The organism is Streptomyces milbemycinicus (assembly GCF_002154605.1).
In the GTDB taxonomy this organism is placed as follows: Bacteria; Actinomycetota; Actinomycetes; order Streptomycetales; family Streptomycetaceae; genus Streptomyces; species Streptomyces milbemycinicus.
The window spans coordinates 21963-45153 of sequence record NZ_MUNE01000127.1; the positions used below are offsets into that span (position 1 = coordinate 21963).

The 23191-nt window shown below is 70.4% G+C and carries 17 protein-coding genes and 5 pseudogenes; 9 read left to right on the plus strand and 13 right to left on the minus strand.

Going from position 1 to position 23191, the window contains the following annotated elements:
- The first annotated feature begins 39 nt into the window (after positions 1-39).
- The 4 genes from CCN51_RS11050 (at position 40) to CCN51_RS11065 (ending at position 6167) form a co-directional block, all read left to right on the plus strand.
- On the plus strand, positions 40-1464 hold the full coding sequence (locus CCN51_RS11050; protein ID WP_014182467.1) for a DUF8189 domain-containing protein: 1425 nt from the start codon (positions 40-42) through the stop codon (positions 1462-1464).
- A 78-nt stretch (positions 1465-1542) separates the two neighbouring features.
- Positions 1543-3561 (plus strand): DUF8189 domain-containing protein, encoded by a 2019-nt coding sequence (locus CCN51_RS11055; RefSeq protein WP_086859500.1) that lies wholly within the window; start codon positions 1543-1545, stop codon positions 3559-3561.
- Positions 3562-3993: 432 nt separating this feature from the next.
- Positions 3994-4788, plus strand: a complete 795-nt coding sequence (locus CCN51_RS11060) for an FHA domain-containing protein (RefSeq protein WP_211303217.1) — start codon at positions 3994-3996, stop codon at positions 4786-4788.
- Positions 4785-6167 (plus strand): serine/threonine-protein kinase, encoded by a 1383-nt coding sequence (locus CCN51_RS11065; protein WP_043492870.1) that lies wholly within the window; start codon positions 4785-4787, stop codon positions 6165-6167. The genes CCN51_RS11060 and CCN51_RS11065 overlap by 4 nt, the downstream gene beginning before the upstream one ends.
- 43 nt (positions 6168-6210) lie before the next feature.
- Here the strand turns inward: CCN51_RS11065 and CCN51_RS11070 are convergent.
- Positions 6211-6933 (minus strand): annotated as a pseudogene (locus CCN51_RS11070) (L-serine ammonia-lyase); the annotation flags it as partial.
- A gap of 41 nt (positions 6934-6974) precedes the next feature.
- On the opposite strand from CCN51_RS11070, the gene CCN51_RS59180 reads away from it, so the two are divergent.
- Positions 6975-7106 carry a hypothetical protein gene (locus CCN51_RS59180; RefSeq protein ID WP_264349537.1) on the plus strand — a complete coding sequence of 44 codons (132 nt, stop codon included), beginning with the start codon at positions 6975-6977 and terminating at the stop codon, positions 7104-7106.
- A gap of 178 nt (positions 7107-7284) precedes the next feature.
- Here CCN51_RS59180 and CCN51_RS11075 read toward each other — a convergent pair whose 3' ends face one another.
- Positions 7285-8136, minus strand: coding sequence for an oxidoreductase (locus CCN51_RS11075; RefSeq protein WP_014182462.1), 852 nt, complete (start codon positions 8134-8136; stop codon positions 7285-7287).
- Positions 8137-8265: 129 nt separating this feature from the next.
- The gene (locus CCN51_RS11080; protein ID WP_014182461.1) at positions 8266-9141 is read right to left on the minus strand and encodes a helix-turn-helix transcriptional regulator; all 876 of its coding nucleotides are present in this window, start codon (positions 9139-9141) and stop codon (positions 8266-8268) included.
- Positions 9142-9307: 166 nt separating this feature from the next.
- Between CCN51_RS11080 and CCN51_RS11085 the strand changes: the two genes are divergently transcribed.
- The gene (locus CCN51_RS11085) at positions 9308-9691 is read left to right on the plus strand and encodes a hypothetical protein (RefSeq protein WP_014182460.1); all 384 of its coding nucleotides are present in this window, start codon (positions 9308-9310) and stop codon (positions 9689-9691) included.
- Positions 9692-9701: 10 nt separating this feature from the next.
- On the opposite strand, the gene CCN51_RS57200 is transcribed toward CCN51_RS11085, so the two are convergent.
- Positions 9702-10055, minus strand: coding sequence for an integrase catalytic region (locus CCN51_RS57200; protein ID WP_014182459.1), 354 nt, complete (start codon positions 10053-10055; stop codon positions 9702-9704).
- A 489-nt stretch (positions 10056-10544) separates the two neighbouring features.
- Between CCN51_RS57200 and CCN51_RS11095 the strand changes: the two genes are divergently transcribed.
- Positions 10545-11099, plus strand: a complete 555-nt coding sequence (locus CCN51_RS11095) for an AAA family ATPase (protein WP_193383821.1) — start codon at positions 10545-10547, stop codon at positions 11097-11099.
- A gap of 119 nt (positions 11100-11218) precedes the next feature.
- Here CCN51_RS11095 and CCN51_RS53155 read toward each other — a convergent pair.
- The 6 genes and pseudogenes from CCN51_RS53155 to CCN51_RS56390 form a co-directional block, all read right to left on the minus strand.
- Positions 11219-11354, minus strand: a pseudogene (locus CCN51_RS53155) (IS5-like element IS4811 family transposase); the annotation flags it as partial.
- A 281-nt stretch (positions 11355-11635) separates the two neighbouring features.
- Positions 11636-11896, minus strand: coding sequence for an RNA polymerase sigma factor (locus tag CCN51_RS57205; RefSeq protein ID WP_014182457.1), 261 nt, complete (start codon positions 11894-11896; stop codon positions 11636-11638).
- Positions 11897-11987: 91 nt separating this feature from the next.
- Positions 11988-12167: pseudogene (locus CCN51_RS59600) on the minus strand (sigma-70 family RNA polymerase sigma factor); the annotation flags it as partial.
- A gap of 340 nt (positions 12168-12507) precedes the next feature.
- The gene (locus CCN51_RS11110) at positions 12508-13872 is read right to left on the minus strand and encodes a protein kinase domain-containing protein (RefSeq protein ID WP_014182456.1); all 1365 of its coding nucleotides are present in this window, start codon (positions 13870-13872) and stop codon (positions 12508-12510) included.
- Positions 13873-13973: 101 nt separating this feature from the next.
- Positions 13974-17399, minus strand: a complete 3426-nt coding sequence (locus tag CCN51_RS11115) for a WD40 repeat domain-containing serine/threonine protein kinase (protein WP_043488381.1) — start codon at positions 17397-17399, stop codon at positions 13974-13976.
- 602 nt (positions 17400-18001) lie between these two features.
- Positions 18002-18169 (minus strand): annotated as a pseudogene (locus tag CCN51_RS56390) (SUMF1/EgtB/PvdO family nonheme iron enzyme); the annotation flags it as partial.
- Between the two features lie 21 nt (positions 18170-18190).
- Between CCN51_RS56390 and CCN51_RS56395 the strand changes: the two are divergent.
- Positions 18191-18301: pseudogene (locus CCN51_RS56395) on the plus strand (transcriptional regulator); the annotation flags it as partial.
- Positions 18302-18321: 20 nt separating this feature from the next.
- Here CCN51_RS56395 and tcuA read toward each other — a convergent pair.
- The 3 genes from tcuA to CCN51_RS11140 form a co-directional block, all read right to left on the minus strand.
- Positions 18322-19425, minus strand: coding sequence for an FAD-dependent tricarballylate dehydrogenase TcuA (tcuA, locus tag CCN51_RS11130; RefSeq protein ID WP_014182453.1), 1104 nt, complete (start codon positions 19423-19425; stop codon positions 18322-18324).
- A 64-nt stretch (positions 19426-19489) separates the two neighbouring features.
- Positions 19490-20986 carry a C4-dicarboxylate transporter DctA gene (gene dctA / locus CCN51_RS11135; protein WP_014182452.1) on the minus strand — a complete coding sequence of 499 codons (1497 nt, stop codon included), beginning with the start codon at positions 20984-20986 and terminating at the stop codon, positions 19490-19492.
- Positions 20983-22101: a PrpF domain-containing protein gene (locus CCN51_RS11140; protein WP_014182451.1), complete on the minus strand. Its 1119-nt coding sequence runs from the start codon at positions 22099-22101 to the stop codon at positions 20983-20985. Before CCN51_RS11140 ends, dctA begins: the two co-directional genes overlap by 4 nt.
- A 132-nt stretch (positions 22102-22233) precedes the next feature.
- On the opposite strand from CCN51_RS11140, the gene CCN51_RS11145 reads away from it, so the two are divergent.
- Entirely contained in the window at positions 22234-23133 is a 900-nt protein-coding gene (locus CCN51_RS11145; RefSeq protein WP_014182450.1) for a LysR family transcriptional regulator, read from the plus strand.
- The last annotated feature ends 58 nt before the right edge of the window (positions 23134-23191 follow it).

The window sequence follows — 23191 nt, forward strand, 5'->3', positions numbered from 1 at the left end:
CATACCGTGCGGCGGGCCCGAAGAGCGCCCCACCGCGTCATGCTGTCGACGCTGGTCTCGTTGCTGCTCGCGGCGGGGGTCGTCGTCGGCGCCTCGCCGGCCTACGCCGCTCCGAGCGACCTGTGCGCCGAGGTCGGCTACAACGCGGGCTTCCGCGGCGACGGCCTGGTGACCGCCGTCGCCGTTGCCCTCGCGGAGTCCAGCTGCGACCCTTCGGCGACCAACGTTCAGAACAACACACCCCCGTCTCGGGACCGCGGCCTGTGGCAGATCAACGACTACTGGCACCCCGAGGTCGACGACGCCTGCGCCTACGACGCCCAGTGCAACGCCAACGCCGCCTTCGAAATCTCCTCCGGCGGTACGAACTGGCAGCCCTGGTCCACCTACAACGCGGGCGCGCATTGGCGGCACATGGATGAGGCGCAGGCCGCAGTGGACCGGCTCGGCCACCACGAGCCCGGCCCCGGACCGCTGGTGTATCCGGCGGAGTCGGGGCGTGTGGTGTCGGCGCGGTCGGCGGACGGCCGTCTCGAGGTCTTCGTGGCCGGGGCCGGTGGTGTCCACCACGCGTGGCAGACGAGTGTCAACGGTGGCTGGTCCGAGTGGGAGTCCCTGGGCGGTCCGGGCGGCGCGGAGCTGGCGATCGGTCCGAACGTGGACGGGCGCCTTGAGGTCTTCGCCATCAACGGTGACGTTTTCCAGCACCGCTATCAGCTCTCCTCCTCGGGTGGATGGTCGGGCTGGGAGAACTTCGGGGGAGGTGGCAAGGACATCGCTGTCGGGGCGAACGGCGACGGCCGTCTGGAAGTCTTTGCGTCCGGCCCGGTCGGGGTGTTCCACAAGTATCAGACGGCTGCCAACAGCGGTTGGTCGGACTGGGAGTCGGCGGGCGGTGGTCCGGTGAACAGCCGGCTTGAGATGGAGAAGTCTGCGGACGGACGCCTTGAAGTGTTCGCGCTCAACGGTGATGTCTTCCAGCACCAGTACCAGACGGCGGTGAACGGCGGCTGGTCGGCGTGGGAGAACTTCGGTGGCGGGGGGCACGATCTGACCGTGGACCACAACCAGGATGGACGCTTGGAGGTCTTTGCTTCCGGTCCTGCGGGTGTGTTCCACAAGTACCAGAGTGATCCGGCGAGTTGGTCGGACTGGGAGTCCACGGGCGGTCCTGCCGAGTCCCAGCTCAGCAGCGAGCGTTCGCCCGACGGCCGGGTCGAGGTGTTCGCCATCAATGGCAGCGTGGCCCAGCATCTCTGGCAGACCGGGGTGAACGCCCCGTACGGACAGTGGGAGTCCTTCGGTACCGGCGGCACGGAGGTCACTGCCACGGCGAACGCCGACGGCCGCATCGAGGTCTTCGGCGCCAGCGGTGCCGGCGTGTATCACAAGTGGCAGACGGGTTTCGCGTCCTGGTCCGACTGGATCTGGGTCAACAACACCGCAGGCCCCGCAGTCAACTGATCCCTCGACCCGTGAACGCCCCGCGGCCGGCGGAGCCCGTACGGTTCGGCCGGCCGCGGGGCCCGGCTGGAGAGACTCATGCTCCCGATCAGCAGACGGAATCTGTTGCGCGCCGCCGCGGCGAGCGCGCTGCCACTGATGGGCGCCGGCCGCGCCGAGGCCTCGGACGTCCCGCCCCACCGGTGGATCGGCTCGGGCCCCTTCACCTACGTCCATGACCCGTCCACCCTCGCCGGGCCCCGCTACCTCAACGACCACACGCTCGTCCAAGTCCAGGACCGCTGGCACCTGTTCAGTATCGTCGGCGCGAGCGCGCCGCGCGGCGAGTCACCGGACAGCGCGGCGGAGATCGCCTTCACCCACGCCTCCGCCCCGACGCCGTACGGGCCGTGGACCGCGCACGTCGACGCCCTCACCGTCGACCTCTCCTATTTCGGTGAGGAACACCTATGGGCGCCGCACGTCGTCGAGGCGGGCGGCAGATACTGGATGTTCTACGCTGCCGGTGGCGAAGCCGGTGCCGCGATCAACCTCGCCACCTCCACCGACCTGTTCACCTGGACCCGGGAGCCGTCCGGCCCGCTGTTCCGAGGCCTCGCCGCACGCGACCCGATGGTGGTGCGGATCGGCGGCGAGTGGGTCATGTACTACACCGAACTCTCGAAACCGGGTGGCCGCCACGTCGTCGCCCACCGCCGCTCCGATGACCTGCTGCACTGGAGCGAGCCGGGGATCGTGTTCACCGACGCGAGCACCGACACGACGGTCTCCGTGACCGAGTCGCCGTTCGTCGTCGAACGGGACGACTGGTATTACCTGTTCATCGGTCCGCGGGGCGGCTACGAGGGCACGGATGTGCTGGCGTCCCGGGACCCGTTCCACTTCGACCTCGACGGGTACGCGGGACACGTACCCGGTCACGCTGTCGAGGTGGTCGCCGACGGTGGGAACTGGTACGTGAGCGCCGCGGGCTGGTTCCGGCAAGGGCTGTACATGGCGCCCCTGCACTGGCGTGACACACCGGTGCCGTGGCAGAGCCCCGACAACCCGGTGGCCGGCCTCGACGCCGACGGCCGGCTCACGGTGTTCGCGCTCGACGCCGGGGACCGGTCGATGCTGCGCCGCGTCCAGCTCGACCCGAACACCGACACCTGGTCGGCGTGGGAGGTCTTCGGCGGCCCGGCCGGGGCAGTCCCCACGCTCGGCCGCAACACGAACGGCGGGCTGGAGGTGTTCTCGCTCGCCCCGGGCGGCGCCAACCTGCACCACCGGGTGCAGCGGCCGGACGGAGGCTGGCACGACTGGGAGGAGTTCGGCGGCCCGGCTGGTGCCGCCCCCGCCGTCGCCCGTGACGCGAGTGGCCGGCTGGAGGTCCTCGCGCTGAGCCCCGGTGGTGCCTCCGTCGCCCGCCGACGCCAGGGGGCGCCGGGATCGCTCGCCTGGGAACCCTGGGAACCGGGATTCGGCGGAGCCGCGGGTGCGCCCCCCGTCGTCGCGGCCAACGCCGACGGCCGGTTGGAGGCGTTCGCCCTCTCGCCCGGCGGTTCCGGGATCTACCACCGCTGGCAGGAGGCGCCGGGCGGCCCCTGGACCGCCGCGTGGCACCCGTTCGGGACCGCGGCGGGCGCCGCGCCAAGGGTGGCGCGGGACGGCAGCGGCCGGCTCACTGTCACCGCGATCGGGCCGTCCGGTGTGGGGACGTTCCACCGTCGGCAGTCCGTGCCCAGCGGCGGCTGGGATGACTGGCTGCCGCTGTTCGGCTGGAGCGCCGCCGCGCCGACTCTCGCCGTCAACGCCGACGGCCGCCTGGAGGCCTTCTCCCTGACGCCCGGCGGGGCACGGCTCAGTCACCGCCGGCAGGTCGCCCCGGGCGGCGGCTGGGACTCCGGCGCGGAGTTCGGGGAACCCGGCATCCGTCTCGCCGCCACGCCCGCGGCCGCGATCGACCCCGCCGGGCGGACCCATGTCTTCGCCGTCACCACCGAGGGCCGGATACGCCGGCGGGTCCAGGTCAGGCCGAGCGGCGGGTGGGGACCGTGGGCGACATTCGGCGATCGCCCGGTCGCACCGGTCGTGTCGGGCAGTCCCGCCCCCTGAGCAGGGGCCGGATCTCGCCACCCGGTGAGGGCGAATACGGGCTGCGAACCCACCGGAAGGCATGCCTCCCCGGCCGTGTGCGGTGCCCTTCCCCACACTGCGGCGAGTAGTGGAGACGTCCGCGGCCGACAGGTCGACGTGTGCACGCCCGGTCTCGGGGAGGCCGTTCACCGAAGGGGCTGGTTCGACAGAGGCTGGAAAACCGTTTTAAAACATAGCTCTTGACGTGAAATTCGAGTGCATTGGGTCACAGGAGGAACGCCTGGCCCGCCCCACGGGCAACCGGTCCCGGGGCCACGGGATTCGGGAGCCTCCGCCCGCCTGCGGCGGCCCCGGCCGAAGTGGCCGAAGCCCGCCGGTTCACCCCCCTGACGGCTGGGTATCGTTGCGCCCGTCCGACATTCCAGGACACGCGGAACCGGGGGGTGAGCGGTGAGCGGCGTAGTCGTCCATCTGCCGCAGGGGAGCGGCGCCGACGGCGGTGAACCGGTGACGTTGCGGCTGGGCCCCGGCGAGGTCGCGCGGTTCGGGCGCGGTTCTCCCACGACCCCGGTCGAACTCCGCCTGGACGACGACGCGGTGTCCCGGCTGGCGGGCGAGATCCGTGTGACCGACGATCACTGGCAACTGACGAACCACAGCACCAGCCACAGCTATCTGGTGGAGAACCCGGAGGGAGCGGGCGAGTACCTGAGGGTTCAGCCGCGCAGGGTCGGCGCCCCCATTCCCTTCGAGTTCTCGCGCGTAGTGCTGCCCACCCGCAGTCAGGTGCCGGTCGTCTTCCAGGTGTTCGCGCCCGACCATGTCTATCTGGACCCGGACGCCACGGGCGTGCTGTGGGGGAGCCGCACCGTCATGGCGTACTCCCTCGACGAGACGGCCACGTACTTCCTCGTCCTGGTCGCCCTGTGCGAGCCGCGCCTGCGCGACCAGTCACGGGTCGCGGTTCCCACCACGCCCCAGATCGTGGAACGTCTCAACGGACACACCACCTCAGGTGCCCTGACAGCGCGGGCGATCAGCTCCCACATCGACTACCTCGCCGAGCAGAAGCTGCGCATCGGCCCACCGGACGTGCACGACCCCGGCAAGGGCGACCGCCGCAACGGCAAGCGGGAGGAGATCGTCGGGCTCGCGCTCCGCTTCGGGCTCGTACGGGAGGAGCACCTCGCGTTGCTGCCACCGCCGACGGGCGCGGCCGGGCGGGAGCGGCAGCCGGCGCGATGACACCACTGCACGGCCCAGGCGGCACCACGGGAGAGCCCGCGGACCTCCTGCCGAGCGGCTACCGCGCGGGGGAGTGGGCGGTCAGCGAACTGATCGGCGTCGGCGGCTGGTCCACGGTCTACGCCGCCCGGCCATCCGGTCGCACCGGGGGACCGGCCCGGCCCGCCGAGGTCGCGCTCAAGGTCATGCCGACCGCCGGACTCGCGCCCCGCCAGGCACGCCGGATCGTGGAGTCCGCACACCGTGAGGTCGAGCTCGGCCGCAGGACGGGGCACCCGCGCCTGATCGGTCTCATCGAGTCGTTCGTCCTCAGAGCGCCGGACCGGCCGTCGCTGGACGGCGCGATCGTCCTCGTGATGGAACGGGCCGCGCGCAGCCTGCGCGAACTCCTCGACGCCGGGGTGCCCGAGGCGGATCGCGGTCGGCTGATCGAGGGCATCTGCGAGGGACTCGCCCATCTCCACCGCTCGGGCTGGGTGCACGCCGACCTCAAACCCGAGAACGTACTGCTCGGCCGGGACGGCTCGGTGAAACTCTCGGACTTCGGTCTCGCCACCGAACTGACCGGCACGCACGGCTACGCGCCGCCCCTGGGCACCCTCGACTATCTGCCGCCCGAGCGCTGGAAGGCCCCTCTCGGCGCACTGGGTGTGCAGGTCCGGCCGAGCGCCGACATCTGGGCCCTGGGCATCGTCATCCACGAGGTGTTCGCCTCCGGCACCTCACCCTTCGCCGGTGCCACGCCCGTAGCGCGCGGCGCCGCCGTCCAGGAGTACGGCGAGGGCCGTGCCCCGCTGCGCATGGACCATGCCGTCCCGCCGTTCTGGCGCGACCTGGCCGCGGACTGTCTGGCCCCGACGCACGAGGCACGCGCCGAGCACACAGCCGACAGCCTGCTCGGCCGCATCGCCGCCGGGCAGCCGACGCGGCGCTCCAGGGGCGCACGGCCGCACGGCCGGGCCCGCACGGCCCTGCTCGCCGTCGCCCTGTGCGCCACCGCGGGCGCGACGCTCTCGGGCGAAGCCCCTCGGAAGGAAGCCTTCCGGCCCACCGGCGAACTCACCGTGTTCAACGCCGAACGACGCTGTCAGGACCGGACCGACCGAGACCTGCATTGCAGTCTGGGGTTGGCGATCGACCCGACGCGCCCGTACACCCCCGGCAACGTCGTCCCGACCCGGGTGTGGCACGGCGACGTCCTCACCGCCGAATGCCAACTGCCGCACGGCCTGCCCATCGTCGACGAGGACGACCTGCGGTCCACCCGATGGTTCCGGGTGCGGCTCCCGAGCGGCTCGGCACCCGCCGGCTGGCTCCCCGCCGTACGCACCAAGGACCGGCCGCCGCTTCCGAATTGCCCGTACCCCACGGCCCCCTGACACCTGGCTCATGGCATCGAGCGCGCCCGTGTGTCAGAACCTGAACCCCGGCCGGCAGGGCGCCGGACTGCTTGTCGCGTACCCTGCACCTCCTTGTATTTGATGCGCCCGTCTGCTTCATGGTCTTGATGGCCTTGTCGAGGGAGACGTGGTGTCGGCCGTCGCCGCGCAGGGCCATGCGGGCGGCGGTGACGGCTTTGACGGCGGCCATGCCGTTGCGTTCGATGCAGGGGATCTGGACGAGGCCGCCAACGGGGTCGCAGGTGAGGCCGAGGTTGTGTTCGATGCCGATCTCTGCGGCGTTCTCCACTTTCTCGGGTGTGCCGCGGAGGACTTCGGCCAGACCGGTGGCGGCCATGGAGCAGGCGGAGCCGACTTCGCCCTGGCAGCCGACGTCGGCGCCGGAGATGGAGGCGTTCTCCTTGAACAGGATGCCGATGGCGCCGGCGGTGAGCAGGAAGCGGATGATGCCGTCGTCGTCCGCGCCGGGGATGAAGTCGCGGTAGTAGTGCAGGACGGCCGGGATGATGCCGGCGGCGCCGTTGGTCGGCGCGGTCACCACGCGGCGGCCGGAGGCGTTCTCCTCGTTGACCGCCATCGCGTACAACGTCACCCATTCCATGGCGTGCCACCGCGGATCGCCCTGGGCGCGCAGGAGCCGGGCGGAGGACGCGGCGCGGCGGCGGACCTTGAGCCCGTCACGCAGGATGCCCTCTCGCCCCAGGCCGGCCTCGACGCACTCCCGCATCACGGCCCAGATCCCCAGACCGGCTCCTACGACCGGCCGCGCCGTGCGGGATGGCCCTCGTGACCAGCGACGGCCCGGCCGCCGAGTCCGAGGCGGTGCGCATGGTCCGCGAGGCCGAGGCCCGCCGCAGTCGGTGGGCCTCGGAGATCGGTTCCCGCGGCGAGCAGGAGAAGTCCGGCGCGGTCGGCTGACGGGGGACCGACGACGGACGAGGCACCGACCATCTGCTTGACACAGGACGCCTTACGCTGATGAGCGGACGTGTGGCGTTTCGTTGATCATGTGTCGGATGTGGCGCTGTCGCTGTCTCCGGGTGGGTCGGTAGCCACAGCGCCGATACCGGCCGCTGTTTTGATGAATTGTCCAGTGTCAGGCGACTGTTACTCCACCTTCGGTGGAGTCGGTGGAGCGGCTGAGTTTCCTCCAGGCGTCGAAGTCGTCCTGGACGCGTTGGCGCCCGGCGGTGACCAGGCGTAGCGCGTCCGAGCCGAGCAGGATATGCACGGGAGGCTTCTCCGCGTCCAGGAGGGTGAGGATGGCGTCGCCCGCGCGATCGGGGTCACCGATGCCCTGACCCGCGAGGGCCTGGCGGCGGGTCCGGATCGGGTCGAACAGTGCGTCGTAGTCGGCGATGCTGCGTGGTGCGCGGACCAGTGACCTACCTGCCCAGTCGGTTTTGAACGCGCCGGGAGCTACGGCGGTGACCCGCACGCCGAACTGGGTGACCTCTTGGGCGAGGGTGTCGGTGATGCCTTCCAGGGCGTGTTTGCTGCCTTCGTAGAACGCCAGTCCGGGGAAGGTGGTGTGCCCGCCCATCGAGGTGATGACGAAGATGTGGCCGTCGCGCCGTTCCCGCATGCCGGGTAGGACCGCTTTCACGGTCGCTACCGTGCCGAATACGTTGACCTCGAACTGGCGGCGCAGATCGGCCATCGACGACTCTTCGAAGGTGCCTTCGAGCCCGTAGCCGGCGTTGGCCACGAGCACTTCGATCGGGCCCAGTTCCGCTTCGGCGGCCCGCACCGTGGGGTCGATCCGGTCCGCGTCGGACAGGTCGAGGATGAAGGCCCGGGCGCGGTCGGGGTCCAGTGCCTGGAAGGCGGCCGCGTGCTGCTCGGTGCGCACGGTGCCCGCGACCCGGTGCCCGGCCGCCAGGGCTCGTCGGGCGATGGCCAGTCCGAGGCCGGTGCTGACGCCGGTGATCAGGAATGTCTTGCTCACTACAGGTGTCCTTTCGTGGATGAGTGTCAGGCCGCGGGGCGTGCGTGGGCACGGCGGCATCGACCCCGCGGGTATGGCGGGGTCGTGTCTGGGTGGTGTTGGCGCTGGATCGCCCGGTTCGGGCGGTGGTCAGGACTCGGCGGCGGTGTCCCGGGTAGTCGCGGTGGCGGGTTCGCTGCCCCAGCTGGCCAGCAGTCGCAGGCGCTCCTGAGATGGCGAGCCGGACGGCGCGCAGTAGACGACGAGCGATTGGCCCGGGTCGGCGGCCGAGGTGAAGATCTCGTACTGCAGTTCCAGGTCACCGGTGACAGGGTGGTGGAGGCGTTTGAGGCCGGTGCTGCGTTCCTGGACGCGGTGTTCTGACCACCACGCCGGGAACTCGGGTGAGCGCATCATCAGCTCACCGATCAGGTTGGCGATGCGCTGGTTTCGCGGCTGGGCGGCGGCGGCCAGCCGCAACCCATGCACGTAGTCTCGGGCGACGCGTTCCCAGTCGCACCACACCAGGCGAGCACGCGGATCCAGCAGAGTCCAGCGCGCCATGCTGCGTTCCCGGCGCGGCAGCTCGGCCACATCGGGAAACAGCAACGCCCACAACGTGTTCCCGCCGACGACAGTGAGGTTCCGGTCGCTGACAAAAGCAGAAGCCAGATCCATCGACTCCAGCACCTGTCGCAGCGCCGGCCGTAGCCGTGACGAGTGCTCGGCCCGGTCCTTGTGCCCGGCTGTGGTGCCCGCGAGGGCGAACAGATGCCGCCGCTCGATGTCATCGAACCGCAGCGCGTCGCAGAGGGCATGCAGTACCTGTTCGGACGGCTGCCGGGCGCGGCCTTGTTCCAGACGGGTGTAGTACTCGGTACTCACCCCGGCCAGCTGCGCGACCTCACCGCGCCGCAGACCGGCGACCCGGCGACCGGCGCCGAACTCGACCGGCAGACCGATCTCATCCGGCGTGAGTCCAGCACGGCGGGCCCGCAGGAAGTCGCCCAAGTCGTTATTGCCCATGCCCTAAGTCTGCTGTTCACCCAGCCGATCACCAAGGGCATAGCTGGCCCTGCCAGTACTACACACCAGGTCGTGCGAGGCCGCGAGACTCGGCAAGGTCCGCTGAGAGCGGGCATAGGTTAGCCAAGCCTATTGCGTCCTCACCGGGGGCGCCGAGACTGCCGCTGTGGGCGAGTCCGAGGCGCTCCCTCGGGATGACTTCGAGGTCGTCAACTCCGCGCTCAGCGACAACTGCCAGGTGGCCGAAGGACTGCGGTGCACGAAGTGCGGCGCTATCACTACCCAGGCCGGACACGAGGGGCGGGGATGGACACTGGCCCGCCTCGACCTCATGGCCGACCGTCACCGGTGCTCACCTCGGGTCGGCGACGCGGACGACTCCGCCGACTCCACGCTGAATGAGATCCAGGACTGCACGTGCGTGGAGTTCTGCGACGAGGACCCGAAGACGGCTTGCGGTCTCTCGGGCCGTCGGCACGTTTACCCGGCCAGCCAGGGCGCAGGCTTCGGGCCGTGCCCCGTCCACCCGGACGCCCCTGGTGATGTCTGATCGGCAGCCGTCAACCCGTACGCATGGCCCTATGATTCGGGGACTCGCGTACGGGTTCCCGTCCCCTGGCGCCCAGGATTCCTGGAACCCGCGCGCCTTCCCGTGCTGAGCGGATGAAGCGTTCTGCGTGTGGGTTGCAGTTGGGGCTGCGTGGAGGGACCTTGGCCACGGTGATGTCCTCACTGGCGAACACGGCGTCGAAGGTGGCGGTGAACTTCGCGTCCCGGTCGCGGATGATGTGAGTGAATTCGGCGGCCCGATCGCCGAGTTGCCACAGAAACTGCCGGGCCTGCTGAGTGGCCCATGCGGCGGTGGGGTGGTCGGTGACTCCGAGGATGTGGACGGTGCGGGTGCGCACCTCCACGATGAATAGCGACGGTGCCAGGCCAGCAGCGTGCCCGGGGTGACCAGCCGATGACGACGCAAGGCGCACGGCAACTGCCGTGCGAGAGCGGAGAGCACGGCGCGATCGGCCCACGAGAGCCGGGGCCGCTCGACCTGCCGGCGACCCACGGCGACCTCGTGACGAAGCACGAGGATTTCAGCGTTGTTCACGGTGGACGAACGTCCCAGCAGGAGGAGGCATGCCAGCAGGCGGCAGAAGATCAGGTAGAGCAGTCGCAGACCCACGATCAGCGATCACGCCTATATTCGGGCCATCACAAAGCCCCTGGTCAGCCGTCATACGGCAGTAATGACACCCTTCACGGGTGCCCGGCCCGGAGGGGGTCCGTTCGTCGGTGTGTCGGTCCAGGCAGTGGTGTCGATCGTGATCTTGCTGGTGGTGCCTGTGACTGTGGGGCTGATCGATATCGGATCGCATGAGACGGATGCGAGCTGGCACGCTGCCCCCATGGATCATGCGGAAGTGCTACTCATCGGCGGACGAGCTGGAGTCGGCAAGACGACGGTGGGATGGGAGGTTTCGGCGTTGCTGCGGGCTGCGGCGGTTTCTCACGCCGTCATCGATGGCGACTTCATGGGACAGGTGCATCCGGCCCCGGAGGGGGACCCTCACCGTTCGGAGATCACCGAGAACAATCTGACCGCCGTGTGGGCCAACTTCGCCCGGCGCGGCTACCACCGACTGATCTACACGAACACTCTCAGCGTGCTGCCCGAGACGACCGGCATGTTCCAGCGGGCCATGGGGACGGGGGTGCGGATCGTGCGGGTCCTTCTCACCGCCTCCGATGCCACCGCCCTCGAGCGGCTGGTGCGCCGGGAACTCGGCTCGGAGCTGGAGCAGGAGCTGGAAGGCAGTGCCCGCAAGGCGCGGTTGTTGGACCAGCGCCTCCCCGCGGATGCGGTGCGGGTGGAGACGGACGGGAGAGCTGTCATGGACATTGCGCGCGAGGTGGTGGCCGCCACCGGCTGGTCTGGACAGCACTCCGCGACCAGGCCGTGATCGAGGTCCAGCAGAGCATGCACGATCTCCGCCTCGCCGTCGGCGACGCGGAGGAAGAGTAAGAGGAGGTCAGCCGTCGGCCAGCGCCGGTTTCCTTGGCCAGCTGGGGGTGGCGCCTTTCTGGGGCGGCTGACCGGCTTGATGGTGAGGTTGAGGTGCTGTTTCGCCCAGTCGACCAGCTTGCCGGCGTAGGCGGAACAGGACTTCCTTCGCTGCGGCAGAGTCGTGCAGGTCGTGTGCCGTTCGAAAAGTCATCGCTGCATGTCATGCCGCGTATCTGCACTCGTTGATGAGGCCGCCGAGGATCCGGGTGCGCAGGGCCTCGTTGAGCAGTCCGCCGAGTACCTGGCGGCGCCTGACCCCGGCAGAGGACAGGGGGATGACGTTCGGGTCGTCGTCGGGTGCTCGTAGGCCGAGGCTGCGGTGGGCCCGTCCCGCGTTGTAGTGCTCCGCGTACGTGGTGAGGACCGTGCGCAGGTGTCGTCCGCCGGTGATGGACGAGCCGGGCCTTGGCCAGCACGCGGTCGATTGGTGAGTTACCCATCACGGCTTCCTTCCTGCTCGTCCAGGCCGAGTATTTGCCGGAGGCGCCGCCTGGCGTGACGCGCGGTGGATCGGACGCCGGCGGGGCTGATGCCGAGGATCCGCGCGGTGGTGGCGGCGTCGTATCCGAGGCTGTAGCGCAGCACGATGACGTCCCGCTGCCGGTCGGGGAGTTCGCTGATCGCCCCGTAAACGAGCAGCGAGGTCTCCAGTTCGCCGATCGGGTCCTCCGTTGCGCAGGTCGTGGGTCTCAAACGCGGCGACGTCGGCGACCACGGGCCGGCAGTCGCGGCGACGGGCCAGATCGATGGTGCGGTTCTTGACCACTCTCCACGCGTACGCCTCGGGCGTCGGCTGGGACAGCACGGTCGGACAGGACAGAGCGAGTTGCTCAAAAGCCTGGTCGACAGCCTCCTCGGCGTCCGCATTCGACCCGAGGTGTATCTCGGCCCAGCGCACGTACGCCTCACGGTAGAGCTGGTGAAACGCCCGGAAGTCCACGGGGAGAGCGGCTGCACCGGCCACCCCCGGGCGGACGGCTCAGATGCTCCTCCGGCGTCACCGGCTCCCCTCCCGCTGATCCAGCGCCACACAACGTGCGGCAGTCGGCGCGGGCCCATCTCTGCCGCCCGGGTGTCGGTCCTCCGCCACGTATGAGGGCGGCCAGGTGCTTGGCCTCCAGGTGCCGGATACATGGCTCGCATGCGTGCAGGGGGTGTCGATGCCCTGCTCGTCGGCGAAGGCGGCCATTTCGACGGCCGCCCGGTAACGGCTGCATCCCACCGTCCAGGTCATCCTGGCCGTCGTGTTGACCTTTCTCCAAGCTCACCGAGTGCGTGACCTGCACGGACGTAATATCCGGCACCTACACCGCCCGCTCCAGCGCCCCGCGCAGCTCCGCCGCGCTCGCACAGCCGATCTCGGGGTGCTCCCGCAGCGCCGTGTCGATGACCTCCGCGAGGCGTCGTGGGATGGCAGGGTCGCGGCGGCGGATCGGGATCGCCGGCTCCTGCAGGACGACCTGCCAGGGGTCCTTGGCGCGCGGGAACTCGCGCGGGGTCCTTCCGGTCAGCGTGTGGTAGAGGCAGGCGGCAAATGCCCAGACGTCCACGGCGGGGGTGGCCTTGCGGAAGTTGATGACCTGTTGGCGCGGCATGAACATCGGTTTGCCCGCTGTGGTGCCGGTGCGTGTCAGCCCGCTCAGGCCCGCCTGGTCAAAGGCCTTTCCGATGCCGAAGTCCGCGATCTTCGCCGTCGTCGAGCCGTCGGTTTCCCGGTGCAGCAGGATGTTGGAGGGGCTCAGGTCGCGGTGGACGACGCCCTGCCCGTGCGCGTGTTCCAGGCCCTTGAGCGCCTGCACCGCGATGGGCACCGCTTCCTCGACCGGGAGTCGCCCGCCGCGTTCGGCGACCAGCCGGTCCAGGCTGCCGCCGGTGCAGAACTCGGTTGTCAGATAGAACGTTCCGTTCGCGAAGCCCGCGTCGTGCAGCGCGACGACGTGCGGATGCTTCATTGCCCGGGTGAGCGCCACCTCGCGCAGGAACCGGGCGCGCGCCGTCTCGCTCGCCGCCACCTTCGGCAGCATCACCTTCAGCGCCACCTCGACGCCGGTGGCCTCGTGCCGGGCCAGGTACACCGCGCCCATGCCGCCACGGCCGAGCTCCCGGATCACCGAGTAGCCGCGGATGGCCATGAGGTCGGCGCGGCCGCCGTGCGCCAGCTCGAGCAGCAGCTTGAGCACGGCGTCGGGCCGGGCCTGACAGGCGGCGCACAACAACTCGCCGGGGCGGCCGCCCGCCTCGTCGCCCAGCTCGCGCTCGCACTTGGCGCAGCGCGCGAGCCTCAGCGTGGCGACCTGCGGCCGCGTGATGTCGACGCGGAACACAGTGTCACCGAGGCGGATCCGGTCGCCGTCCTTGAGGTCGTGCTCGGGGTAGGAATCCGCGACGGCCTCCTCGGGGGTGAGGCCGCGGCGCCGCTGGCCGATCTTCTCGCCGTTGACGTATGTGCCGTTGAGGCTGCCGAAGTCGCGGATGCGGATGTCCGGCGGGTTGATGTCGAGCAGGCAGTGGTGGCGGGAGACGGTCTTGTGGTCGGAGTCGTCGGGTAGTTGAGGCGAACAGTCGGTGGAGCGGCCGAGGACGCAGGTGGTGCGCTCCTCGAAGACGTACGCGCCGGGCTTGACCCGGCCCTCGACGAGGGTGAGCGTGATGGTGGCCGAGGGCGTCACAGAGGATCGTCTCCTTGTGTGTGAGGGGAGGGCTTCGGGGGACGAGACGGTGAACGTGAGCGTGCCGTCCGCGGCGTCGGACCGTACGCATCCCGTTCCGCTCAGTCGGCCGCCAGCTCCCAGTCGAGGTCCCAGAGCCGGATGCCGTCGTCTCCTGCCGAGACCAGATTGCGCAGGTCGGGGGTGAGTTCGAGGTGCCGGATGCGTTGTTGGTGCCCTTCGAGCACGTGCAGGCATCGGCCGGTGGCGACCTCCCACATCCGTACGGATCTGTCGTGGCCGGCCGAGAAGGCGAACCGGGCGTCGGGTGTGAACCGCACGGCGGAGACCCAGCCCTCGTGTCCCGCGAACTCGCGTACGGACTGCCCGGCTCCGGCATCCCACAGCCGGATCGGTTCGTCCTTGGCGCCCGAAGACATGACCTGGTGTGTGGACATGGCCAGGCGGCCGTCGGCGCTCAGACACGCCGACAGGATCGGTTCCCGGGGGCCGGTCCAGGTCCGCAGGCAGGCTCCGGTGTCGAGATCCCGTAGCCGGACAACGCCGTTGGAGTCGCCGACCGCCGCGAGCCGCCCGTCCGCGGACGTGGAGATCACGTTGACCGGGCCGTTCCGGGGGATCGTCGCGACGCAGCGGTCGTCGTCCAGGTCCCATCGGCGCAGGACACCGTCGCCGCTGCCGAACCAGGCGTACCTTCCGTCGCCGGTGAACCTGATGGTCCTCCTCATGTCCCAGTCCGGAGTCAGCCGACGGCACTCGCCGTCTGCCAGTCGCCGCCGAATGATCGCGAGTGGCTTGGTGCCCTCGCACAGGACGTACCGGCCGTCGTCGCTCAACGCCACGCCACCCACCCTGCCCTGGTGATCGTCGAGGACGCGCGTGCACGCGCCGCTGTCCAGATCCCAGATCCGTACGGTGCCGTCGCTCTGCCCGCTGACGGCGAGCCGGACATCCGCGGCGACACCGATCGCCGTGATGGCGCCGAAGGAGAGGTGGCCGGCGTCCAGTGGCCGCGACCAGGCGGAGCGCAGCCGTACGTGGCGCGCCGAGCGGCCCAGTTCGTGCCAGGCGGCCAGGACCTGGGGCGCGCGCTCGTATCCCGGTATCTCCCGTGCACGGGTCAACAGGCCGAAGGCTGACCGGTGTCGGCCGTTCGACATCGCCTGGCGTGCTTCGGCGAGCAGTTCCTCGGCCAGTCCGCCGAGCCGGCTGACCTCCGCGTACTCGCGTGGCTTGATCAGGTGCGGCTCGGCGGCGTATTCGGGATCGGGCAACCGCCAGCGATGCATGGGCAGTTCGGGATGCCCGCCGACGGAGCAGCCGAACCGGTCGTCGCTGTCGGGGAATCCGACGTGGTGCATCCCGTACGCGTGGGCGGTGAAGGTCCGCAGACACCGGCCGCTGCTCAGCTCCCAGATCTGAACGGTGTGGTCACCGGTCGTTCCGGACAGCAGCAGCCGCCCACTGTCGGCGAAGGCCAGGTGACCGGCCGCGGCGGTCAGCCCCGTCAACGTACGCAAGGTACGGACCTGCTGGTCGTCCCCCACAGCCCACAACCGGATCACCCGGTCCTCGCCGGCCACCGCGACCATCCGCCCATCGGGACTGAAGCACAGCGCATGCGTCGCCGAGCCGGCGGCCAGCACCCGGCACCGGCCATCGGCCACGCTCCACAGCCGCGCCCCGTCCTCCTCGGCGGTGAGCACATGGCGCCCGTCGGCGCTCACCTCGTACTGCGATCCGTCCAGGTAGTTGCCCTTGAATGCTTCCCCGAGCAACCATTGGCAGGTCCCGGTCCGCGGCTCCCAGACCTGGACGCGCCCGTCCACGCCCTGCCACACACCGATGCGCCCGTCGGCACTCAACCTGACCGGGCACCCCGTGGCGCGTGCGGCGGAGCGGATGACGCGGGTACACCTGCCCGCCCTGAGATCCCAGAACTGCACCGTGCCATCGCGGCTCGTGGACAGTGCGTACGAGCCGTCAGGGGTGAGGTCGACGCCGAGCACCTGCGTGCGGTGGCCCCTGACTGACAACCGCTGTGCGCGGGTCGCCGTGTCCCACAGCCGGAGCACGCCATCCCAGTGGCCGCTCAGCGCGAGGCGTCCGTCGGGAGAGAACCGGATCGGCAGGTAGCCCATCACCTCGTGCCGGGCGAGCAGTTTCACCGGCGCGAACGGCAGCGCGAACGGCTCGCGAAACACGCGGGTGCTGGTGCGACGGGCATCGGCCACGGTTCCGGAGGCCGCCACCCGCAGCGCCGCCCGTACGTCGGTGTCGTCGGGCCGTTCGCGCGCGAGGGCGTCGAGCAGGTCGTGTGCCGCCGCGAGGTCGCCGCGTTCGAGATGGACCCGGGCCAGAAACAGCTGCACCTGCCAGGAGGACGCGCCGGACCCACGCGGGATCGCCTCCAACCGGGCGACGAGTTCCCCATCGGTGATCGCCCCCGTACGCCACCGGAACAGGCCACCGTTGTACACGGCCCCGACGTGGTGCGGGTCGACCGCGAGCGCCTGGCCGAAGGCCTGCTCGGCGTCGGCGGCCCGGTCCAGGTCGAGGAGCGACAGGCCACGGTTGTTGAGCTCGTCGGCGCGCAGATCGGCGGCCTGCGACGTGGGACGCGGATACGCCGAGCCGGTCGCCTGCTCGTAGACCCCGGTCAGCACATCCGCGATGTCCGCCATCGAGGCCGGCCGGTGGGCCGGGTGCTGCCGCAGGCAGCGCCGGAGCAGGTGGGCGACTTCCGGCGGCGCCGCGACCGGATTCGAGGGGTCGGCCAGGTATTCCTCCAGCGCGAGACCCGCGACCGAACCAGCCGCCCAATGCACACCGCCGGTGAACATCTCCAGGACCGAGACCGCGAAACTGTAGACATCGCTGCGCCGCCCGACGGGCTCGCCCGCGAGCTGCTCCGGGGACGCGTAGCCGACCGTCATGCCGCCGGACGGCACCAACACGCTTACATCCGGCGCCATTTGGAGGTCAGCCGGGGCCGTGACGGCCTTGGACCGGGCGAGACCGAAGTCGGTGATCTTCGCGGCGCCCGTGCCGTCGAGCAGAATGTTGGCCGGCTTCACGTCCTGGTGCACCAGGTCTCTGCGATGGGCGTGCTCGAGCCCACGGGCCGCTTGGACTGCCGTGTCGAGAACACGGGCGAGGGCCTGCCGCGCATCCCCGGCGTAGAGGCGCCCGTCGCCGATCCACTCGGCCAGGCTGCCGCCGTCGACGTACTCGGCGAACACGCGGGGGACACCGTCGATCACCCGCACGTAATGGCAGGCGCAGACGTTCGGATGGAGCCCGAGGGACACCCACGCCTCGGCCTCCCTGACGAACAGCTCCTGATCGCCGGGGCTCCGGAACAGCTCGGGCCGCGAACTCTTCACCGCCATGTCGATGCCCCAGGCGAGATGCCGTACCCGGTGCACGACGCCCATCCCACCCCGGCCAAGCTCGCCCATCACCCGGTACCGGCCGTCGACGGTCTCGCCGGTCACCCAAACGGTCGGCGACGTAGGTGCGTTCACTGCGATTCCTCATCGTGATTACGGCAGAAGTCGCCGTCCTGGAAGGCCCGGACGCAGAAGGCCCCGCTGTCAGATTTCGACGAGGGTCAGTATGTGACGTCGTCGATCCCGGTGTCGATGTTTCAGGCTCACCGCGGGGGTGCGGGAGCGCGCCGTTCAGTCCTTCGCCGACATGCCCACCTGCGGGAAGGCCTGAAGGGCGTCATTATTCCGATCAGGTTGCTGAGCTGGGCGTTCTCTGTCGTTGGTGAGGCAATCGGAGAGGCGTGGTGTGGTACTCGTTGAGCAGCCCACCGAGCTGTGCCGTTCGGAAACTCGTCGCCCCTGGTCAGCCTGCGTGGCCGATGGTGATGTGGAGGGGCTGGCCCAGGGCGGTCGCGACGCGCAGAAGGGTGCGGGTGGAGGGGAGGGTGAGGCTGGTTTCCAGGCGGGCGATGGCGGGCTGGCTGGGTCATTCCGGCGCGGCGGGCGAGTTCGGTCTGGGACCAGCCCAGTTCGGTGCGGCGCTGGTAGACGGTGCGGCCGATTTCGATGGCCAGCCCGGTTTCGTCGTAGATCTGCTGAACCCGGGGGGCGAGACCCCCCCAGTCGGTCGCGGGTGTTCAGGCGTCTCGGGCGCAGCGGAATGCAGTGTGGCCGCTGGCGCCGTCGGGTGTGTTGGCGGTACGGGCGGCGACGCGGTACCGGTTGCAGTGGGACTTGTGGCACAGGTGCGATCCACCGCGGATGACCTTCTCCTGCCCGGTGGCGGGGCCCTGCGGGTCGATCGCCTTCCCGGCCGGGTGGTGCGTGCTCAGCGTGATGAGGGGCCCAGGCGGGTCAACCGACTGCGTCGTGAGGAGTTCGAGGCACGTTTCCCCGGGCTGCTCGACCTGATCCTCCGCGCCGACGGGGCTGGTTGAGGCGTCCAGGCCGGTCGGACTCACCCGACCCGATCGGCCGCAGCGGCTGCCGCTGAGCGGCCGGCCCTGCGGCCGAACACCGACCCGGCGGTCAGCCCGGAGCCGCCCGGATAGTTGAAGTAGAAGAGCCCGCCGACGAGTTCACCTGCCGCGTGCAGTCCCGGTACGGGCAGTCCGCGGGTGTTGAGGACGCGTGCGTCGGGGTCGATGCGCAGGCCGCCGAAGGTGAAGGTGATGCCGCAGGTGACCGGATAGGCGGTGTAGGGAGGCGTGTCGAGGGGCTGGGCCCAGTTGGACTTGGGTGGGGTGACGCCTTCGGTGCGGCTGCCGTCCCTGACCGTCGGGTTGAAGGGGCCGCCCGTGATCGCGGCGTTGAACTCCTCTACCGTAGAGGCGAGGCGGTCCTCTTCGATGCCGAGTTCCCGGGCCAGTCCCCGCACGCTGCCGGACGTTACGCTGGTGACGTCCCCCGAGGCGTACTCCTCCGGGCGCAGCAGTCCCGCGGCCTTGGCGTCAAAGATCTGGACAGCGGTGGATCCGGACTGCCGCAGGATCTCGGCGCCGTACTTGGCGTAGGTGTAGTTGCGGAAGTCCGCGCCCTCGTCGACGAAGCGGCGTCCGTCGGTGTTGACCACGATGCCGAACGGGTAGCCGCCACGGGTGAGTTGATTGGTCAGCTCGCGGTCGCCGGTGGGCCGTGCCCCCGCGTCCCAGGCGACGGCGTGGGAGCCGCTCCAGTGGCCGTACGCCTGGGCGCCGGCGTCGAGGGCCATGCGGATGCCGTCCCCCGTGTTGTACGGGGTGCCGCGGACCAGGGCCAGGTCCCAGCCGGGGCCGAGGTGGGCGGCGCGCATCTGCGGGTCGGCCTCGAATCCGCCGGCGGCGAGGACCACGGCCCGGGACTCCAGTACCTCTCCGTCGGCGAGCACCACGCCGATCACGGTGCCGTCGGACGCGGTGGCCTCGGTGTCGGTGCGCCCGCGCGTCACCCGGACCATGTCGTCGAGGAAGTCGGCGTCGGTGTAGGGGGCGAGGTCGGTGAGGGACAAACGGTCCTGAGCGTGCGCGGCGCAGAGTCCGGCGTTTCCGCCACCGACGACGATGACGTTCCAGGGTGCTGACATGAGTGCGGGTGCTCCTGATCGCGAGAAGGGGCCGGTCCGGAGCGGAGGCTCCGGACGGGGGGCGTCAGCCGGCGGTGGGCACAGGGTCACGGTCCGATCCGGCCGCCGCCTTCGGGCCGGCCTCCTCCGCGTCCTCTGGCTCCGCACCGGATGCGGGTTCGGCCCGCGGCTGTGGATGCGTCTGAGGCTGGAGATCGGTCCGCGGCCGCAGATCGGTCCGCGGCTCAGGAGCGTGGCCGGCTTCGGGGGCGGAGGTGTACGGGATCTCGCCCTTCAGGACGGCCCTGGCGCGCTCCTCGTCGAGTTGCCCCTCCCATTTGGCCACCGCCAGGGTGGCGACGCCGTTGCCGACCACGCTGGTCAGGGCGCGGGCCTCGGACATGAAGCGGTCGATGCCGAAGATGAGCGCCAGGGCGGTGACGGGGACGTGCGGAACGGCGCTGAGCGTGGCGGCCAGGGCGACGAAGCCGGAGCCGGTGACGCCGGCGGCGCCCTTGGAGGTGAGCAGCATGACGGCGAGCATGGACAGCTGCTGGGTGAGGCTGAGGTCGATGCCGAGGGCTTGGGCGAGGAAGACCGAGCCCATGGTCAGGTAGATGGCGGTGCCGTCGAGGTTGAAGGAGTACCCGGCGGGCAGCGTGATGCCGACGACGGGCTTGGAGGCGCCCGCGTGCTCCAGCTTGGCCATCATGCGCGGCAGCACCGGCTCGCTCGAGGAGGTACCCAGGACGATCAGCAACTCCTCCTTGATGTAGCGGAGGAAGGGCAACAGGCGCAGGCCGTTGATGCGCATGACCGTACCCAGGACGACCAGGACGAAGAAGAGGGCGGTGAGCCAGAAGGAGCCGACCAGCAGGAAGAGGTGGCGCAGGGTGTCCAGGCCGTAGTTGCCGATGGTGAAGGCCATGGAGCCGAAGGCGCCGATCGGGGCCAGTCGCATGATCCAGCGGATGAGCGTGAACAGGACCTTGGACAGCTTCTCGATGCCCTGGATGATCCCTTGCCCCGACTGGCCGGCGGCGTTCAGGCCGAAGCCGAACAGCACCGAGACCACCAGCACCGGCAGGATCTCGTGGCCGGTCAGCGCGCTGATCAGGGTGTCCGGGATCATGGCGAGGACGAACGCGGCGAAGCTCTCGTGGCTCTCGGTCGCCTCGGGCGGCAGGCCCTTGGCGGAGAGAGTGGAGGGGTCGACGTGCAGTCCGCTGCCGGGCTGGACGACGTTGACGACGACCAGGCCGATGACCATGGCGACGGTGGTCAGCACCTCGAAGTAGATCAGTGCCTTGAGGCTGACCCGGCCGACGGCGCGCGCGTTGCCCATGGAGGCGATGCCGTGGACGACGGTGCAGAAGATGACCGGCGCGATCATCATGCGGACCAGGGCGATGAAGCCGTCGCCCAGGGGTTTGAGCTCGGCTCCGAAGGACGGCCACAGCCAGCCGGCGGCGGCCCCGGCGAGGACACCGATCAGGCACTGGACGTAGAGCAGGGACAGCAGTCGGCGGATGCGGCCGGGTGGAGCGGTGACGGTACCCGGGGCGGCGTCGTTGCGGCTCATGCGGGGCGTCCTTCCAGGACGGGAACGAGAAGTTCGGCTCGGGCGATGCGGCGGGCGGCGCGGTGCAGCAGCACCGTGGGCGACGCGCCGTCAGCCGCGGGGACGGCTTGGGCGGCGATGACGCCGGCGGGGGTGCCCAGGCGCAGCGTGCCGTCGGCGGTCTGCCGGGCGACGCGGTGGGCGAGGGTGCCGGGGGTGGCGGCCGCGGTGGCCAGCGCGACGGCGGAGGTGAGGCCGATGGCCGGGTGCGGAGCGTGCATCGACACCATGCGGACGGCGAGGTCGTACTCGTCCTGCCCGACCGGGGTGCCGTCGGTGGTCCGGTAGGCGGCGGGTCGGGCGACGACGCCGACCTTCGGCACGGCGTGGCTGACGGGATCGCTCTCCTTGGCCAGTCCCATGGTCAGGGCGGCCTCACGCCGCAGTACGGTGAGCGTGGGTACCGCCGCGGCGAACTCCGCCAGGGATTCGGTGCCCTGGAGACCGAATGCCTTGGCCTCGAAGAGCGCGGCCGGGGCGCCCGCGTCGACCAGGGACGCCTCGACCGGACCGGCGGGTCCCTTCAGGGTGTCCAGGGCGCGACCGGTCGGCAGGGCGCGTCCGGTGGTGGAGCCCGCCGGGTCCTCGAAGCCGAGCAGGACCGGCACACCGAGCGCGGCGGTGCCCGGCACGGCGGCCGTTCCCTCGTCGGGGGCCGCACCCCCCGGGGTCGGGATGGTGCCGGTGAGGCGGGCCCCTGTGTTGACGTTGAGCATGTGCACCGTGGTGGAGTCCGACGCGATCGGCACCAGGCCGTGGTGGACGGCGTACAGGGCGACGGCGGTGGCGCAGTTGCCGCAGTTGCTGGTCCACTCCACGCGCTCGTCACCGATGCCGACCTGAGCGAAGGCGTACTCGACGTCGATGCCCGGTTCGGCCGACGTCCGGACGATCGCGGCCTTGGAGGTGGTGGAAGACGCGCCGCCGACGCCGTCGATCTGGCGGGGGTCGGCGGCGTTGTAGGCGGCGAGCAGCAGGGTGTCGGCGTCCACGCCGGTCGCCACCACATCGTGGTGGTCGAAGATCCAGCACTTGCTGGTTCCTCCGCGGATCATCTCGCCCTGCAGACGCAACACAACAGACTCCTCGTGGAAACCCCGACGGCACGTCCGTGCGGGCCGCGATCCACAGTGGGCGCCAGGAGTGTGAAGTACAATCTCGGAAATCTGCAGGGCTATTAAGCTGAAGTTAACGCTGGAGGTGGTGCGGTGCTCGACGTCCGGCGCATCCTGCTCTTCACCCAGGTCGCCCGCCGCGGCTCGGTCACCGCGACCGCACGGGCCCTCAACTACACAACGTCAGCGGTGTCCCAGCAGGTCAGCCGCCTGGAGGCAGAGGCCGGACAGCCCCTGCTGGAACGCCATGCGCGCGGCGTCACACTCACCGACGCGGGACGCGCCCTCGCCGAGCGCGGGGAGCGGATCGAGCGCGAACTGAAGGCCGTGGAGAACGAGCTCGCCGACTTCGCGGGACTCCGCGCGGGCACGCTTCGCGTCGGCACCTTCCCCACTGTCGGCGCCTCCCTCCTCCCCCGGGCTGTGATCGCCTTCCGGGAAGCGCATCCCGGCGTACGGCTGACGGTGCGCAGTTCCCGTATCGCGGGCCTGTGGGCGATGCTGGAGAACCGGGAAATCGAAATGTCCCTGATGTGGGACTACGACTGGAACCGTATCGACCGCGAGGACATCGTCGTCACCTCACTCGTCGACGATCCTCCGGCCCTCCTCGTCAGCGAGACACACCCGCTCGCCGGCCGCGACTCGGCCGCCCTCGCCGACTTCGCCGACGACCCTTGGATCACCCGCGCCGAGAACCACCCCGTGGCCGAGGCTCTCGCTCGCAGCTGTCACGCCGCCGGCTTCGAGCCGCAGATCGCCTACGAGGCCCACGACTACCAGGAGGCCCAGGCCATGGTCGCCGCCGGCATCGGCATCGCCCTCGCCCCCACCCTGGCCCTGGAGGGCATCCGAGCCGGCGTCAGCGTCCTGCCGCTTCAACCCCCTGCTCCGGTGCGTCGCATCCTCCTGGTCCGCATGAGTGACCACGTCCTCACCCCTGCCGCCGAGGCGTTCGCGGGCTTCCTGCGCGACAGTTCTGCGGCTGCCTGACGCGTATCACCCTGTGCCGCTCGAACATACGATTCGATGCTGTGTACTGCGGCGATGC